This window comes from Thiohalorhabdus sp. (assembly GCF_046545655.1).
Classification (GTDB): Bacteria; Pseudomonadota; Gammaproteobacteria; order Thiohalorhabdales; family Thiohalorhabdaceae; genus Thiohalorhabdus.
In genome coordinates, this window is record NZ_JBKGZG010000001.1 from 137,562 (window position 1) to 153,107 (window position 15,546).

A 15,546-nucleotide genomic window follows, 5' to 3' on the forward strand; every position below is an offset into this window, starting at 1 on the left:
GACCGGGCGCCTAGCAGGCCTCGCGGGCCAGCACCTCGGTGGCGAGGCGCCGTGCCTCGGCGTCGGCGGAGCGCACGGTGTCCAGGGAGTCGGCCGGCTCCGGCCGGGCGGCGTCCAGGGTGCCGCGGATCACCCGGGTGATGCCGGGGAAGTCCAGGCGCTCGTCGAGGAAGGCGTCCACGGCCACCTCGTTGGCGGCGTTGAGGATGGCGGGTGCCGTGCCGCCCACCTCCAGGGCCCGGTAGGCCTGCGCCAGGGCGGGGAAGCGTTCGAAATCCGGGTCCTGGAAGCGCAGCTCCCCGAGCCGCGCCAGATCCAGGGAGTCGACCCCGCTCTCCACGCGATCCGGATGGGCCAGGGCGGCGGCGATGGGCGTGCGCATGTCCGGGTGCCCCAGCTGGGCCAGGAGGGAGCCGTCCAGGTACTCCACCAGGCTGTGGACGATGGACTCGGGATGGACCACCACCTTGATGCGCTCCGGCGGCAGTCCGAACAGCCAGTGGGCCTCGATGACCTCCAGGGCCTTGTTCATCATGGTGGCGCTGTCCACGGAGATCTTGCGCCCCATGTCCCAGTTGGGGTGAGCCACCGCCTCCTCCGGGGTCACCTCCGCCAGGGAGCTCGCCGCGCGGGTCCGGAACGGCCCGCCGGAGGCGGTGAGCTGGATGCGGCGGACCCCGGAAGTATCGCCGTCCTCCGGGAAGACCTGGAAGATGGCGTTGTGCTCGCTGTCCACGGGGATGATGGTGGCGCCGGCCCGCCGCGCCTCTTCCATGAACAGGGCCCCGGCCATCACCAGGCACTCCTTGTTGGCCAACAGCACCCGCTTGCCGGCACGCACCGCGGCCAGGGTGGGCTCCAGCCCGGCGGCGCCGACGATGCCGCCCACCACCTGATCGGCGTCCGGATGGGCGGCCACCTCGCACAGGGCCGCGTCCCCCGCGCGCACCTCGATCCCGGTTAGGCCCTCCCGCTCCAGGGTGGCCGCCAGCTCCTCCGCGGCTTCCTCATCGCGCAGGACCACGTAGCGGGGCCGATGGCTCCGGCAAGGCTCCAGGAGGGCCTCCCCGCTGCGGTTGGCGGCCAGGGCCAGCACCTCGAAGCGTTCGGGATTGCGGGCCAGCACATCAAGGGTGCTGCCGCCGATGGATCCGGTAGCTCCCAGCACCACGACGCGGCTCATACACCCACCCCCCATAGACACAGAACGAACGCGGGAACCCCCGCCGTCAGGCTATCGATGCGGTCCAGCAGACCGCCGTGCCCCGGCAGCCACTGGCCCGAGTCCTTCAGCCCGGCCCGGCGCTTGAACATGGACTCGGAAAGATCCCCCACCTGGCCGATCACGGCAACCAGAACCGCCATGGCCGCCAGGGCGGTCGGGCCGCCGACCTCCAGGGGCGCCTGCCAGGCCAGCACGCCGCCGGCCACCCCGGCGAGCAGGGCGCCGGCCACCAGGCCCTCCCAGGTCTTGCCGGGGCTCACGTGGGGGGCCAGCTTGTGCCGGCCCCAGGCCCTGCCCACGCCGTAGGCGCCGATGTCCGCGGCCCAGATGGCCACCAGCACCGCCAGGCCGCGCCAGGGACTGACCTGCACCAGGTCCACCAGCAGGGCCAGGGCCGGCGCCAGGGTCGCCACCCCCGCCAGGCCGTGGGCCGCGCGAAACGCCGGCGCGTCGGTCTGGGGACGGAACACCGGAATCTCGGCGATAACCAGCAGCCACCAGAGCCCCGCCAGCAGGGCCACGGCAACCGGGTCCGCCAAAGTGAGCACGTAGGTGAGCCCCGCCACCAGGGCCCCGTAGAGAACGCGGGCCGCGCCGCGGATATGGATGAGTCGGGCCCACTCGATGCCCCCGACCAGGGCCAGGATTATCCCCAGTGCGAGGATACCTTGGGAAGGAAGAAGGAAGAGCCCCGCCAGAACCAGGGGGATCAGGACGAGGGCGGTGAGGATACGGGATCTAATGGCCTGTGAGCGCGTTGGCTTGTTCACCTGTGCGTCCGAAGCGGCGTTGGCGTTTGCTGAAGCTCTCGAAGGCCGCCTGCAGGGCCTGCTCGTCGAAGTCGGGCCACAGGGTCGGCGTGAAGTACAGCTCGGTATAGGCGAGCTGCCAGATCAGGAAGTTGCTGATGCGCTGCTCGCCGCCCGTGCGGATGAACAGGTCCGGCTCGGGCAGGTCCGCCAGGGCCAAGCGTGAGCGGATGGCCTCTTCGCCGATCTCCGCCGGGTCCAGGGTCCCTTCGGCGGCCGCGCGGGCCAGCTGCCGGGTCGCCTGGGCGATGTCCCAGCGGCCGCCGTAGTTGGCGGCGATGTTCAGGGTCATGCGGCTGCCCTCGGCGGTGGCCGTCTCGGCTCGCTCGATGAGCGGGATCAAATTGTCCCCCAAACCCTGGCGATCGCCAATCACCCGGAGGCGGATGCCGTTCTCGCGGAGCCCGTCCACCTCCCGCTCCAGGACAAACCGGAACAGCCCCATGAGGGCCCGCACCTCGCTGGCGGGACGGCGCCAGTTCTCCGAGGAGAAGGCGAACAGGGTGAGCGCCTCCACCCCCGCCTCGCCGCACTCCCGGACCACCGTGCGTACGGACTCCAGGCCCCGGCGGTGGCCCTCCACGCGCGGCAGATGGCGCTGCTTGGCCCACCGGCCGTTGCCGTCCATCACCACGCTCACATGGCGGGGGATGCGTTGGTCCGCCCCCCCTTGCTCCTCGGACAACCGGCTACACCTCCATGAGGTCCGCTTCCTTGGCGTCGAGGATGGCGTCCACCTCGGCGATGTAGCGGTCCGTCAGCTCCTGGATCTCCTTCTCGGCCCGGCGCACCTCGTCCTCGCCGGCGTCGCCGTCCTTTTCCAGCTTCTTGAGGTCCTGGTTGGCGTCCCGGCGCACATTGCGGATGGCCACGCGGGTTCCCTCGCCCATCTGGCGCACGTGCTTGGCCAGCTCCTTGCGCCGCTCCTCCGTGAGCTCGGGCATGGGCACTCGCACCACATCGCTCGAGGCCGTGGGATTGAGCCCGAGATCGGCGTTGTGGATGGCCCGCTCGATCTTCGGGATCATGTCCTTCTCGTAGGGCTTGATGGTGATGGTGCGTGCATCGGGAACGGTCAGGTTGGCCACCTGGTACAGGGGCACCTCGCTGCCGTAGTATTCCACCGTCACCGGGTCGAGGACGCTGGCGTGGGCGCGTCCCGTGCGCACCTTGCTCAGGTCGTCCTTGAGGGCCTCGATGCTCTTCTGCATCCGGTCTTCGGCGTCTAGCTCGATCTCCTCGATCATGGCTTGGCCTCCTCCGCCTCCACCCGGGTTCCCTCGTCCTCGCCCATCACCACCCGCAGCAGGGCCCCGGGCTTGACGCAGTTGAACACCACGATGGGCAGGCGGTTGTCCCGGCACAGGGTGATGGCGGTGGCATCCATCACCCGCAGGTCCTGGGCGATGACGTCCATGTAGGTGAGCCGCCGGTAGCGCATGGCGTCGGGATTGGACACAGGGTCGTCGGTGTAGACCCCGTCCACCTTGGTGCCCTTGAGCACCACGTCCGCCCCGATCTCCATGGCCCGCAGGCTCGCCGCGGTATCGGTGGTGAAGAACGGGTTGCCCGTCCCGGCGCCGAAGATCACCACCCTGCCCTTCTCCAGGTGCCGGATGGCCCGGCGCCGGATGTAGAGCTCCGCCATCTGCTGCATGCCGATGGCGGTCTGGACCCGGGTGGGCAGCCCCTGGCTTTCCAGGGCATCCTGCAGGGCCAGGGCGTTCATGACCGTCGCCAGCATGCCCATGTAGTCGGCGGTGGCCCGGTCCATGCCCTCGGCAGCGGGGGCCACCCCCCGGAAGATGTTGCCGCCGCCGATCACCACCGCCACCTGGACCCCGGCCGCGGCCACCTCCCGGATCTCCTCACCGATCCGCTCCAGCACCGCGCGGCTGATCCCGTAGGGCTCGTCGCCCATCAGGGCCTCACCGGAGAGCTTCAGGAGCACCCTCCTGTACGCCGGCTCCCGTGTGTCCGGGTCGGTCACGGTGACTTACTCCCCGAGCTGCTCTTTCACTTCCTCGGCGAAGTCCTTCTGCTCCACCTCGATGCCCTCGCCCACCTCGTAGCGCACGAAGCGGCGGACGCGGATGTTCTCGCCCAGCTTGGCCACCACTTCCTTGGTGTACTCCCCCACGGTCTTGTCGGGGTCCTTCACGAAGGGCTGATCGAGCAGGGTGATGGCGGAGAGGTTCTTGTTGAGCTTGCCCTCGAGGATCTGCTCCACCACGTGGTCGGGCTTGCCGGCCACGGTCTCCTCGGACTGGGCCTTGATCAGCTCCTTCTCCTCCTCGACCCGCTCCTCGGGGATGTCCTCGCGGCGCACGTACTCGGGGTTGGAGGCGGCCACGTGCATGGCGATGTCCCGGGCGAAGCTCTGGAAGTCCTCGTTCTTGCCCACGAAGTCCGTCTCGCAGTTCACCTCCACGAGCACGCCGATCTTGCCGTTGCCGTGGATGTAGGAGGTCACCACCCCCTCGGCGGCGGTGCGGCCGGCCTTCTTGTCCGCCTGGGCGAGACCCTTCTGCTTGAGGACCTCCATGGCCTTGTCCATGTCGCCCCCGGCCTCCTCCAGGCACTTCTTGCACTCCATCATGCCGGCGCCGGTGCGCTCACGGAGGGTCTTCACGTCCTGCGCGCTGATACTCATAGCCCTGCTGTTCTCCCTGGAATCCGGTTGGTCGCTGCGGGGCCGCCGCCGGCCCCTCCAGACGGCCAAAGCCGCCGGCGGACCGGCGGCTGGCCGCACGATGCGGTACGGGGGCTCAGGAAGAGGCCCCGGCGTCGTCGTCGGTCACCTCGACCATCTCCTCGTCGCCGGACACGGCGGAGGTCATCTCCACCTCCCGCTCCTGGCGCCCCTCGAGGATGGCGTCCGCCGCGGTGGTCACGTAGAGCTTGATGGCCCGCACGGCATCGTCGTTGCCGGGGATGATGTAATCCGCCCGGGAGGGGTTCACGTTGGTGTCGGCCACGGCCACCACCGGGATGCCCAGCTTCTTGGCCTCGGCCACCGCGATGGATTCGCGCTCCATGTCGACGACGAACATGGCATCCGGCACGCCGCTCATGTCCTTGATGCCGCCCAGGCTCCGCTCGAGCTTGGAGCGCTCGCGCTCCAGCAGCAGGGCCTCCTTCTTGGGCAGCATCTCGAAGGTGCCGTCCTCGGCCATCCGCTCGATGTCCTTGAGGCGCCGGATGGAATTGCGGATGGTATGCCAGTTGGTGAGCATGCCGCCCGGCCAGCGGTGGTTCACGTAGTACATGCCGCAGCGCTGGGCCTGCTCGGCGATCACGTCGCGCGCTTGGCTCTTGGTCCCCACGAAAAGCACCTTGCCGCCGTTGCGGGACAGGTCCCGCAGGAAGGCCATGGCCTCCCGGAACAGGGGCACGGTCTTCTCGAGGTTGATGATGTGGATCTTCTTGCGGGCCCCGAAGATGTACGGGCCCATCTTGGGGTGCCAGCGGCTGGTGCGGTGCCCGAAGTGGACGCCCGCTTCCAGCATCTCCCGCATGGAAACGTTTTCTGCTGCCATTGGATCGCTCCTTCTGGGGGTTGGGCCTCCGCCCGCCCGCACCCGGTCATCCCGCCCCGGCCGCTGCGGGCCTCCTCTCGGGGACGGGACACCCCACCGGGTGTGTCGGCGAGCGTGGGGTTTCGCGCCGGTCGGGCCCGGCGCACGGTAAAGGCGGATTTATACCACCCACGGCCATTTGCGGCAATCGAGCCGTCCATTGGGGTCCGGGCCCCAGTTGGGGTAGGATAGCCCACTTTTCCGGCCCCACACCAACCTCGGAGGGGCCCTGAACCGAGAGGATCCCGGTGCGTTTCGAGCAGCCCCTCCTGGAGGGAACCCTGATACGCCGCTACAAGCGGTTCCTGGCGGACGTGGAGCTCGCGGACGGCTCCGTGGTGACCGCCCATTGCGCCAACTCCGGCTCCATGGCCACCTGCAAGGAGCCGGGCCGGCCGGTGATGCTTCTGCCGGCGGACTCGCCCAAGCGCAAGCTCAAATACACCTGGGAGCTCTACCACAGCGGCGGCAGCTGGGTGGGCGTGAACACCCACCGCCCCAACGCCCTGGTGGCCGAGGCCATCGCCGCTGGCGAGGTGCCCGAGCTGGCCGGTTACGCCAGCCAGCGCCGGGAGGTGAAGTACGGGCGCAACAGCCGCATCGACATCCTCCTGGAGGACCCCGACAAGGGCCCCTGCCACGTGGAGGTGAAGAACTGCACCCTGCTGGCCCCCGACGGCGCCGTGCGCTTCCCGGACGCGGTGACCGAGCGGGGCCGCAAGCACCTCGACGAGCTGATGGAGCTGGCCGCCGGCGGCGGCCGGGCGGTGATGTTCTTCCTGGTCAACCGCGCCGACGGGGAGGGCTTCGGCCCCGCCGACCACATCGACCCCGCCTACGGGGAGCGCTTGCGCGAGGCCGCGGAGGCGGGCGTGGAGCTGCTCGCCTACCGCACCCGCATCGCCCCCGAGGGCATCGAGCTGGCCGCGGCCGAGCCCATCGACCTGGGCCCCGCCCACGAGCTGGCCCCCGCTTAGCCCAACGGGCCCCGTGCCCTATAATTGGTCCAAACCCAGAACGAGTCCCCGGAACGGATCTGCCATGTCGGTTCATATAAAGTCTGCCGAAGAGCTCGAAAAGATGCGCGTCTCCGGGCGCCTGGCCGCCGAGGTGCTGCGGATGATCGCCCCCTACGTCAAACCGGGGGTGACCACCGGCGAGCTGGACCGCATCTGCCACGACTACATCGTCAACGAGCAGGGCGCCTACCCCTCCCCCCTGAACTACCACGGCTTCCCCAAGTCGGTGTGCACCTCGGTGAACCACCAGGTCTGCCACGGCATCCCGGGGGACCGGGAGCTGCGCGACGGCGACATCCTCAACATCGACATCACCGTCAACAAGGACGGCTGGCACGGCGACACCAGCAAGATGTTCTACGTGGGCGAGCCCTCCAAGAAGGCCCGCAAGGCGGCGGAGGTGGCCCACGAGGCCATGGTGCGCGGCATCGAGCAGGTGCGTCCCGGCGCCACCCTGGGCGACATCGGCCACGCCATCCAGACCTACGCCGAATCCCAGCACTGCAGCGTGGTGCGGGAATACTGCGGCCACGGCATCGGCCAGGGCTTCCACGAGGATCCCCAGGTCATGCACTATGGGCGTCCCGGCGAGGGGCTCACGCTGGAGCCGGGGATGGTGTTCACCATCGAGCCCATGATCAACGCGGGCAAGCGCCACGTGAAGCTGCTCAAGGACGGCTGGACGGTGGTCACCAAGGACCACTCCCCCTCCGCCCAGTGGGAGCACACCCTCGCCGTCACGGAGGACGGCTACGAGGTGCTGACCCAGCTACCCGGCGACCCCCTCTAGCGCGGCTGGAGGGGCGCCAAAGGGAGAGCCATGCCTCCCGGCCCCCGGCCTGCATACCGGCTGCGCCACCGCGAGCGCATCTTCCCCGAGCGGGACTTCCCGGAACGGATCGCCGAGATTCAGCGCCTGCACCCCCCGGGCCAGGGCTGGACGCCCCCGGTCAAGGCCGCCTTCCTGGAGCGGTTCCGGTCCACCTACGAGGAAGGGCGCGCCTTCCTGGAGGGGCGCTTCCGGGAGGGGGCCACCGGCCGGGAGATCGTCCGCGGCCACGCCTACCTCACCGACCGCCTGATCCAGAGCCTCTGGCGCCTGCTGCCCGACTACCTGGAGACGGCGCGGCGCTCGGCCCCCCTGTGCGTCCTCGCCGTGGGCGGCTACGGGCGCGCCGAGCTGCACCCCCATTCCGACGTCGACCTCCTGGTCCTCCACGACGACACCGCCGCCACCGCCGCCGCCTTCGCCGAGCCCCTCCTGCACTTTCTCTGGGACCTGGGCCTGCCGGTCAGCAACGCTCTGCGCACGCCCGAGGAGTGCATCGGCGACGCCGGCGCGGACATCACCATCCGCACCACCCTGCTGGAGGCCCGCCTGCTGGCGGGCGACCGGGACCTCTACGACCGCTTCCGGGAGAGCTTCCGCGCACGGGGGCGGGGGGAGCCGGAGGACTTCATCGCCGCCAAGCTGGAGGAGCAGCGCCAGCGGCACGCGCGCTACGGGGGGCCGGTCTACAACCTGGAGCCGAACGTCAAGGAGAGCTGGGGCGGGCTGCGGGACCTCCACCTGCTGTTCTGGGTGGCGCGCCACCTCCACGACGTGGCCACCCTGCGCGACCTCGTTAAGCAGGGGGTCCTGTCGGCGGGGGAGCTCCGCTCGCTGGCCCGGTCCCAGGAGTTCCTGTGGCGGGTGCGCAACGGGCTGCACTACCTCACGGGGCGCAACGAGAACCGCCTGCAGTTCGACCACCAGCGCACCCTGGCGGCGCGCTTCGGCTACCGGGACACCGCCGCCACCCTGGCGGTGGAGAAGTTCATGAAGCGCTACTACCGCACCCTGCGCCAGGTGGTGGCCCTCACCAACATCGGCCTGCAGACCCTGCAGCAGGAGATCGCGACCCCCGCGGCCCGCCCCGCCGGACCGGACATGCGCTACCGGGGCCCTTACCTGGAGGCCACGCGCCCCGAGGCCTTCCAGGAGGACCCCGCCCGGATCCTGACCTTCTTCGCCGACGCCCAGCACCTGGAGGAGCTGCCGCCCCTGGAGGCCGGAACCCTGCGGGCCCTGTGGGCCGGGGCGCGCAACGTGGACGGCGCCGTGCGGGCGGACCCGCGGGTCCGGGAGGGGCTGCTGCGCATCCTGAGCACCCCGGGCCGGGTGGCCGGGGTGCTGCGGCGCATGAACACCTACGGCCTGCTCGGCCGCTTCCTCCCGGAGTTCGGGCGCATCGTCGGGCAGACGCAGCACAACCTCTACCACATCTACCCGGTGGACGAGCACACCCTGCGCGCCATGGAGGTGGTGGACCAGTTCCACCGCGAGGAATCGCCCCTGGCCCTGGAGTCTCCCCTCGCCTGCCGGCTGGCCCGGCAGGTGCGCCGCCCGGAGATCCTCTACCTGGGCCTGCTCTGCCACGACATCGCCAAGGGCCGGGCCGGCGACCACTCCCTGCTGGGGGCCCGGGTGGCCCGCCGCCTGGGCCGGCGCCTGGGCCTGGACCCCGAGGACGCCGGGATCGCCGCCTGGCTGGTCCACGACCACCTCTACCTCTCCCAGGTCAGCCAGAAGCGGGACATCCACGACCCGGAGGTGATCGGCGAGGTGGCGTACCGCGTACGCACCCAGAACCACCTGGACCTGCTGTTCCTGCTCACCGAGGCGGACATGCGGGCCACCGGCCCCAAGGTGTGGAACACCTGGAAGGCCCAGCTCCTGACCGACCTCTACTTCAACGTCCGGCAGGCCCTGCGCACCGGTGTGCCTGCCGACACCCGGGCCCGCGCCCGGCGCATCCGCCGGCGGATCATCGAGACCCTGCAAGGGGAGGGGTTCGACCCGGAGGAGGTGCGGGCCCACCTGAAGCGGGTCGGCCAGGACTACCTGCTGCACTACCACCCCGAGGAGCTGGCCCAGCACACGCGCACGTTGCTCGGGCGCGCGGGACCCACCGTCGTGGAGGTGGCCCCGCACATCCGGGCGGGCGGCACCGAGATCCTGCTCTACACCCCGGACCGGGCCGGGCTGTTCACCCTTGCCACCGGCATCCTGGCCAGCCTGGGCCTGAACATCATGGAGGCCAAGGTGCACACCACCCGCGACCACTGGGCCCTGGACTCCTTCCTGGTGCTGGACCAGGAGGACCGCCCGGTGCACGACCCCCGGGAGCGGGCCCGCATCCGGGAGCACCTCCAGGCCGCCCTGACCCAGCCGGCCCCGCTGCCGCCGGCCCCCAGCCGCCAGGGCTATCGCCAGCGGGCCCAGCGCCACTTCCACACCCCCGTGCGCGTCACCTTCCATCCCGGCGGGGCCCCGGGCGAGACCACCGCCGAGGTGATCGCCCCGGACGCCCCGGGGGTGCTCTACCGGATCGCGCGCATCCTCAACGAGCTCGGCTGGCAGATCCACGCCGCCAAGGTGGCCACCTTCGGCGAGCGCACCGAGGACACCTTCCAGCTCTCCCACAAGGGCGCCCCGCTGGACACGGAGGAGCGCCGGCATGCCCTGGCGGAGGCCATCCGGCGGGAGTTCGAGGCCGCCGAGATCTCCTCCTGACCGTTAGGTCCGGTCGGCCGCTCCGCCAGGAAAGAACGGGCCCGGGCGGGAGCGGTAGGCACCGCCACCGATCCGTCGCACTGGAATGTCGCGGCAGATGGCCGCTCCCACAGGAACGGCCCAGAAGCGGGGCCGCTGACCCCATGGGGAACGGTCCTTGACCGCGGCCTGGCGCCCATCAGGCGCGTTGCTGCGGCTGGTACCCGCTACCCCCCGAAGGGCCCCGGATCCCCCGCACCGTAGCGCAGGATCTCGGGCTCCTCGCCGGTCAGGTCCACCACCGTGGAGGGATTGGGCGGAACCGGGCCGGCATCCAGCAGCAGGTCGATGCTGTCGCCACACTCCTCGCCGATGCTGGCGGCATCCTCGAAGGCCCATTCCTCCCCCGCCAGGCGGGCGGTGGTGGTCACCAGGGGCCCGCCCAGGGCCCGGACCAGGGCCTGTACCACCGGATCGGCGGAGATGCGGACGCCGATGGTCTTGCGGTTCTTCTGCTGGAGCTGGCGGGGCACCTCGGCGGTGGCCTCGAGCACGAAGGTGTAGGGCCCCGGGACCACCCGCTTGATCATCCGGTAGACGGCCGTATCCATCCGGGCGTAGGTCCCCAGGCAGGATTCGTCGCCGCACAGCAGGGTCCAGGTGTGGCTGGCGTTCAGCCCGCGGACCCGCTGGATGCGCTTCAGGGCCCCGGTGACCCCGGGGGCGCAGCCGAAGGCGTAGCCGGTGTCCGTGGGGAAGGCGATGACCGCGCTCCGGTCCCGCAGGGCTTCGGCCACCTGCTCCATGGTGCGGGGCTGCACCGACTGGGGCCGGATCTCGATGGTTCGCATGGCAGGTCCTCGTCGGCCGCTGGCACTCACCCCCAAGAATTTGGTCCAATCGGGGGACATGCGCAAGCCCGGGCAGGTTGACACCCGGCCCCGACTGTCGCAACTTTTAGGGCCTTGCCGAAACGGGGCCCGTACCCGCGCGTTAGGCTACCCCTCTAGCCCTGGAACAAGGAGAGCGAAGGCATGGCATTTGTCGTGGCCGAGCCCTGCATCAAGTGCAAATACACCGATTGCGTCGAGGTCTGCCCGGTCGACTGCTTCCACGAAGGCCCCAACTTCCTGGTCATCGACCCCGACGAGTGCATCGACTGCACCCTGTGCGAGCCCGAATGCCCGGTGACGGCCATCTTCCGCGAGGAGGAGCTGCCGGAGAAATGGGAGCACTACACCGAGCTGAACGCGGAGCTCTCCCAGGACTGGCCCGTCATCACCGAGCAGAAGGATCCGCCGCCGGACGCCGACGAGTGGGCCGAGGTGGAGGAGAAGTACGAGCACCTGGAGCGATAGACTCCTCCTCCCCGGGGCTCGGCGGCTCTCCCCCGCTCCCGGCCCGGGACGCCGATCCCCTGCACCGGGGCCGATGCGGGGGACCGTTCCGGGATCCCGGAGAGCCTTGCCCGGGACGGGCGCGCCCGAACGAGAAAGGCCGGCGGCGGATCGCTGCCGGCCTTCCTGCATCCACCCGCCGCGGCGGCGGACGGCAGCGCTCACTCCGCCTTGATGTAGGCGAAGCCCTCCTGCTGGAGCCGGGCCACCTCCACCACGCCGGAGTCCACGAAGGTCACGCCCTCGTAGAAGTCGTCCTTGGAAAGGCCAAGCTGCTCCCGGGTGATGTCGCAGATGGCCACCTCCACGTCGTAGGTGCTCATCATCGACTTAATCCGGTCGCGCAGCTCCTCGCGCTCCTCCTTCAGGTCCTCCCCGGCCTCGAAGGGCGTGTCCTCCAGCGGGTCGTCGGTGAAGTAGCGCACGCCGAAGGAGTTGGCCACGATCCGGACGTCGGAATCGACGAGCTGGTTCTCGTAATGCTGCACCATGTTGTAGGTGCTGGTGAGCTGGCCGGAGAAACGCCGCACCCCCGGATAATCCACATGGTAGACCACCTTGGGCTCGGACCCGTCCATGTCCGTCTGCGCCCACGCCGCCGGGCTCAGCATGATCCCGGCAAGACCCCCCGCAACGATCAGCACGATCTTCCTCATGGCAGCTCCCCTTGGACCGTAGAGGTTTGATCGTTCCACACTGGCAAAGCCGGGCGCTTTCCACAATAATACGGATAGTGCCCTGCCGGATTCCGGCCACCATAACCCTTTGTCACCCCTGATCAAACGGGCTGGAGGGAGAGCCATGCGCCTGGGCATCCTCACCGGCGGCGGCGACGCCCCGGGACTGAACGCCGTGATCCGGGCCGTGGTCCGGGCCGCCATGCGCACCCAGGGCTGGCCCGCCGTTCTGGGCATCCCGGAGGGCTTCAAGGGGCTGGTGGAGGGGCTCGACCCCATCGAGCTTACCCCCTTCACCACCCGGGGCCTCATCAACCGGGGCGGCACCATCCTGCACACCACCAACCGCGCCAACCCCTTCCAGTACCCGGTGGGCGAGGACCAGTACGCGGATCGCTCCGACGAGGCCATCCGGCGCATCGAGGAGCTCGGCATCGACGCCCTGGTGGTGCTCGGCGGCGACGGCTCCCTGAGCATCGCCCACCAGCTCGCCGCCAAGGGCGTGCGGGTGATGGGCACGCCAAAGACCATCGACAACGACATCCAGGGCACGGAGCTCTGCTTCGGCCACCTGACCGCCGTGGCCACCGCCACCGACGCCCTGGACCGCCTGCACACCACGGCCGAGAGCCACCACCGCATCATGGTGGTGGAGCTCATGGGCCGCTACGCGGGCTGGATCGCCCTGCGCGCGGGCGTGGCCGGCGCCGCCGACGCCATCCTCATCCCCGAGGCGCCCTTCGAGCCCGAACGCCTCTGCGCGCGGATCCGGGAGCGCGCCGAGCGGGGGGCCAGCTTCAGCATCGTCGCCGTGGCGGAGGGCGCCAAGCCCAAGGGGGGCGACGTCTCCGTGCTGCAGCCGGGCGAGGGGGTCTACCAGGCCCAGCTCGGCGGGATCGGTCACCAGGTGGCCGGCATGCTGGAAGGGGTGACCCACCTGGAGACCCGGGTCACGGTGCTCGGCCACGTGCAGCGGGGCGGCGGACCGGTGGCCCAGGACCGCCTCCTGGCCACCCAGTACGGGGTGGCGGCGGTGGACGCCCTGGCCCGGGGCGAGCACAACCGCATGGTCACCTTCGACGGCCAGCGCATCGGCACCATCCCCCTGGAGCAGGTGGCCGGCGGCTTCCGCCCCGTGCCCCAGGACCATCCCCTGCTCGAATCGGCCCGCCAGCTCGGCGTCATCCTCGGGGAATAGGCCCGCCTATCCAGGCGCCTTCGAGCCTGTTATCATCGCGCGCTTGCCCAGATCCAGTCCGGCCGCCGGGCAACCCCATAGCGACGCCGATCCCGGGCCGACTCCAGGCGTCCCCGGGCGTGATCCGAATTCTTGCAACCTTTCCTTTGTCAGTCTGGGAGGATGGCATGTCCAAAAAGCACCCGATCGTTGCGGTGACGGGCTCCTCCGGTGCCGGAACCACCACCGTCAAGAACGCCTTCAACGACATCTTCCGGCGGGAGGAGATCACCCCGGCTGTCATCGAGGGCGACAGCTTCCACGCCTACGAGCGCGCCGAGATGAAGGAGAAGATGGCCGAGGCCGAGAAGAAGGGCGAGAACTTCAGCCACTTCGGCCCCGAGGCCAACCACTTCGCCAAGCTCGAGGAGCTGTTCAAGACCTACGGCGAGACCGGTACCGGGCAGCGCCGCTTCTACATCCACAGCGATGAGGAGGCGGCGGAGCACAACGCCCGCCTGGGCATCGACAAGAAGCCCGGCCAGTTCACCCCGTGGGAGGACCTCCCCGAGTCCGACCTGCTGTTCTACGAGGGCCTGCACGGCGGCGTGGCCGACCCCGAGGCCGGCGTGGACGTGGCCCAGTGGACGGACCTGCTGGTGGGCGTGGTGCCGGCGGTGAACCTGGAATGGATCCAGAAGATCAGCCGCGACACCGCCGAGCGGGGCTACGACGCCAGCGTGGTGACCGACACCATCCTGCGCCGCATGCACGACTACGTGCACTACATCACGCCCCAGTTCTCCCGCACCCACATCAACTTCCAGCGGGTGCCGCTGGTGGACACCTCCAACCCCTTCATCGCCCGGGACATCCCCACCCCGGACGAGTCCATGGTGGTGATCCACTTCAATGCCTACAAGGACCAGGACTGGCCCTATCTGCTGTCCATGATCGAGGGCTCGTTCATGTCCCGGCCCAACACCCTGGTGGTGCCCGGGCCGAAGATGGGCTTCGCCATGGAGCTGATCCTGAACCCCATCATCCACGACCTGGTGGGCAACAAGTCGGCCTGAGCCCGGCGCCATGCCGCCTCCAAGCCCGGCCCCTGAGGCCGGGCTTTTTTACGCCCCTTTCCGGGTCAGCTCCGGTTCTCCCACGGGAACCCCTCCCGCCGCCGCGGCACCCCCAGGAAGGCGCAGAACCGGTCGTAGTCCTCCGGCCGCTTCACGTTGACCACCAGCAGGTCCTGCGGCCGGTGACGGAAGTAGTCCCGCACCACCTTGTTGTGGGTGTGGTAGAAATCGAAGAGCGCGTCCTTCCGGAAGGGATCGTCGGCGGGCACCCGGTGGACGGTGGTGTGCACGTGGTAGCGGAACCCGGGATAGGGCCCCGGCGCCTCCTTCAGGTCCCGGACCGTCGGCGGGATGCGGCCGTTCGCCCACCGCTGGCCCAGGAACCGCACCAGGGAGCGGTACCACTCCTCGGCGTCGTCGCGCACCGTGAGGACGAAGCGGCTGCCGGGGAAGGCCCGGTCCAGGGCCATGAAGGTGTAGGGCCAGCTGAAGGGGGCGTCCTGGAAGAACTGGGCGGTCCGGCAGAGCTCGATCACCGGCCGGAAGTCCCGGCGGGCCCAGGCGTCCACCAGCACCTTGCCCTTCATCTCGTCCCCCACCACGTACCCCTGGTCCAGCATCTCCCGCTCCAGGGAGGTGGTGCCGGTCTTGTTCAGGCCCACGCAGAAGACCTTCTCCCGCCCGGCCACCCGCAGCCAATCCCGGTAGTAGCGGGTTCTCCGACCAATTCCCGCTGGCAGGCCCATCGGCACGCCCCTTCCGGCCGTCCCCCCTGCCGGCCCAACGCAACCGGTCATACTGTGCATACTGGTCCTACGGATCAGGTTGGGCGGGAAGGGATCGGTGCGTCGAGGGGCCGGGGGACCGGATCTTGGCCTGGAGCAAATCGGGGGTGCCGGGGCGGTGCCGGACCCGGGACGCGGGGCAAGCTCGGAAGGCGACTGAAGGGATGCCCGCAGGGCAGGGCCCCTTGGAGCCTGGAGGGCTTGCCCCGCGTCCCGGGTCCGGCCCCAAGAGTAAAGAAAGAATTTCTGCGACGGGAGACTCGGAGGA

At 69.9% G+C, this 15,546-nt stretch carries 16 protein-coding genes; 6 read left to right on the forward strand and 10 right to left on the reverse strand.

Going from position 1 to position 15,546, the window contains the following annotated elements; translation table 11 throughout:
* Positions 1–10 precede the first annotated feature (10 nt).
* The 7 genes from ACLFRB_RS00695 to rpsB all read right to left on the reverse strand — a co-directional run bounded on the left by ACLFRB_RS00695 (position 11) and on the right by rpsB (position 5,573).
* Positions 11–1,183: a 1-deoxy-D-xylulose-5-phosphate reductoisomerase gene (locus ACLFRB_RS00695; protein ID WP_411067064.1), complete on the reverse strand. Its 1,173-nt coding sequence runs from the start codon at positions 1,181–1,183 to the stop codon at positions 11–13.
* Positions 1,180–1,995: a phosphatidate cytidylyltransferase gene (locus ACLFRB_RS00700; RefSeq protein WP_411067065.1), complete on the reverse strand. Its 816-nt coding sequence runs from the start codon at positions 1,993–1,995 to the stop codon at positions 1,180–1,182. The genes ACLFRB_RS00695 and ACLFRB_RS00700 overlap by 4 nt, the downstream gene beginning before the upstream one ends.
* On the reverse strand, positions 1,964–2,719 hold the full coding sequence (gene uppS / locus ACLFRB_RS00705) for a polyprenyl diphosphate synthase (protein ID WP_411067066.1): 756 nt from the start codon (positions 2,717–2,719) through the stop codon (positions 1,964–1,966). The genes ACLFRB_RS00700 and uppS overlap by 32 nt, the downstream gene beginning before the upstream one ends.
* A gap of 4 nt (positions 2,720–2,723) precedes the next feature.
* A complete protein-coding gene (gene frr, locus ACLFRB_RS00710; RefSeq protein ID WP_411067067.1) occupies positions 2,724–3,281 on the reverse strand; it encodes a ribosome recycling factor in 558 nt (185 codons plus the stop codon).
* Entirely contained in the window at positions 3,278–4,024 is a 747-nt protein-coding gene (gene pyrH / locus ACLFRB_RS00715; protein ID WP_411067068.1) for a UMP kinase, read from the reverse strand. Before pyrH ends, frr begins: the two co-directional genes overlap by 4 nt.
* Positions 4,025–4,030: 6 nt before the next feature.
* A complete protein-coding gene (gene tsf, locus ACLFRB_RS00720) occupies positions 4,031–4,687 on the reverse strand; it encodes a translation elongation factor Ts (RefSeq protein WP_411067069.1) in 657 nt (218 codons plus the stop codon).
* 115 nt (positions 4,688–4,802) lie between these two features.
* Complete coding sequence (gene rpsB, locus ACLFRB_RS00725) at positions 4,803–5,573, reverse strand: 30S ribosomal protein S2 (protein WP_411067070.1); 771 nt, start codon at positions 5,571–5,573, stop codon at positions 4,803–4,805.
* A gap of 287 nt (positions 5,574–5,860) precedes the next feature.
* Here rpsB and sfsA point away from each other — a divergent pair, with 287 nt between their 5' ends.
* From sfsA to glnD, 3 genes are all read left to right on the forward strand, one after another.
* Positions 5,861–6,589, forward strand: coding sequence for a DNA/RNA nuclease SfsA (sfsA, locus tag ACLFRB_RS00730; RefSeq protein ID WP_411067071.1), 729 nt, complete (start codon positions 5,861–5,863; stop codon positions 6,587–6,589).
* Positions 6,590–6,653: 64 nt separating this feature from the next.
* On the forward strand, positions 6,654–7,421 hold the full coding sequence (gene map, locus ACLFRB_RS00735; RefSeq protein WP_411067072.1) for a type I methionyl aminopeptidase: 768 nt from the start codon (positions 6,654–6,656) through the stop codon (positions 7,419–7,421).
* A gap of 30 nt (positions 7,422–7,451) precedes the next feature.
* Entirely contained in the window at positions 7,452–10,187 is a 2,736-nt protein-coding gene (gene glnD, locus ACLFRB_RS00740) for a [protein-PII] uridylyltransferase (protein ID WP_411067073.1), read from the forward strand.
* A 206-nt stretch (positions 10,188–10,393) separates the two neighbouring features.
* Here the strand turns inward: glnD and ACLFRB_RS00745 are convergent, their stop codons facing one another.
* Complete coding sequence (locus ACLFRB_RS00745; protein ID WP_411067074.1) at positions 10,394–11,017, reverse strand: L-threonylcarbamoyladenylate synthase; 624 nt, start codon at positions 11,015–11,017, stop codon at positions 10,394–10,396.
* A gap of 183 nt (positions 11,018–11,200) precedes the next feature.
* Between ACLFRB_RS00745 and fdxA the strand changes: the two genes are divergently transcribed.
* Complete coding sequence (fdxA, locus tag ACLFRB_RS00750) at positions 11,201–11,524, forward strand: ferredoxin FdxA (protein WP_411067075.1); 324 nt, start codon at positions 11,201–11,203, stop codon at positions 11,522–11,524.
* Between the two features lie 200 nt (positions 11,525–11,724).
* Here fdxA and ACLFRB_RS00755 read toward each other — a convergent pair whose 3' ends face one another.
* A complete protein-coding gene (locus ACLFRB_RS00755) occupies positions 11,725–12,219 on the reverse strand; it encodes a DsrE family protein (protein ID WP_411067076.1) in 495 nt (164 codons plus the stop codon).
* A 145-nt stretch (positions 12,220–12,364) separates the two neighbouring features.
* Here ACLFRB_RS00755 and ACLFRB_RS00760 point away from each other — a divergent pair, with 145 nt between their 5' ends.
* Together ACLFRB_RS00760 and ACLFRB_RS00765 are read left to right on the forward strand one after the other, a co-directional pair.
* Entirely contained in the window at positions 12,365–13,438 is a 1,074-nt protein-coding gene (locus ACLFRB_RS00760) for a 6-phosphofructokinase (protein ID WP_411067077.1), read from the forward strand.
* 167 nt (positions 13,439–13,605) lie between these two features.
* Entirely contained in the window at positions 13,606–14,493 is an 888-nt protein-coding gene (locus ACLFRB_RS00765; protein ID WP_411067078.1) for a phosphoribulokinase, read from the forward strand.
* Between the two features lie 65 nt (positions 14,494–14,558).
* On the opposite strand, the gene ACLFRB_RS00770 is transcribed toward ACLFRB_RS00765, so the two are convergent.
* A complete protein-coding gene (locus ACLFRB_RS00770; RefSeq protein WP_411067079.1) occupies positions 14,559–15,239 on the reverse strand; it encodes a sulfotransferase in 681 nt (226 codons plus the stop codon).
* Between the last annotated feature and the right edge of the window lie 307 nt (positions 15,240–15,546).

Excerpts from the sequence above, each read along its gene's own strand:
- ACLFRB_RS00695 (WP_411067064.1), bottom strand. The coding sequence starts at position 1,183 with ATGAGCCGCGTCGTGGTGCTGGGAGCTACCGGATCCATCGGCGGCAGC.
- frr (WP_411067067.1), bottom strand. The coding sequence starts at position 3,281 with ATGATCGAGGAGATCGAGCTAGACGCCGAAGACCGGATGCAGAAGAGC.
- tsf (WP_411067069.1), bottom strand. The coding sequence starts at position 4,687 with ATGAGTATCAGCGCGCAGGACGTGAAGACCCTCCGTGAGCGCACCGGC.
- rpsB (WP_411067070.1), bottom strand. The coding sequence starts at position 5,573 with ATGGCAGCAGAAAACGTTTCCATGCGGGAGATGCTGGAAGCGGGCGTC.
- map (WP_411067072.1), top strand. The coding sequence starts at position 6,654 with ATGTCGGTTCATATAAAGTCTGCCGAAGAGCTCGAAAAGATGCGCGTC.
- glnD (WP_411067073.1), top strand. The coding sequence starts at position 7,452 with ATGCCTCCCGGCCCCCGGCCTGCATACCGGCTGCGCCACCGCGAGCGC.
- ACLFRB_RS00745 (WP_411067074.1), bottom strand. The coding sequence starts at position 11,017 with ATGCGAACCATCGAGATCCGGCCCCAGTCGGTGCAGCCCCGCACCATG.
- fdxA (WP_411067075.1), top strand. The coding sequence starts at position 11,201 with ATGGCATTTGTCGTGGCCGAGCCCTGCATCAAGTGCAAATACACCGAT.
- ACLFRB_RS00755 (WP_411067076.1), bottom strand. The coding sequence starts at position 12,219 with ATGAGGAAGATCGTGCTGATCGTTGCGGGGGGTCTTGCCGGGATCATG.
- ACLFRB_RS00760 (WP_411067077.1), top strand. The coding sequence starts at position 12,365 with ATGCGCCTGGGCATCCTCACCGGCGGCGGCGACGCCCCGGGACTGAAC.
- ACLFRB_RS00765 (WP_411067078.1), top strand. The coding sequence starts at position 13,606 with ATGTCCAAAAAGCACCCGATCGTTGCGGTGACGGGCTCCTCCGGTGCC.
- ACLFRB_RS00770 (WP_411067079.1), bottom strand. The coding sequence starts at position 15,239 with ATGGGCCTGCCAGCGGGAATTGGTCGGAGAACCCGCTACTACCGGGAT.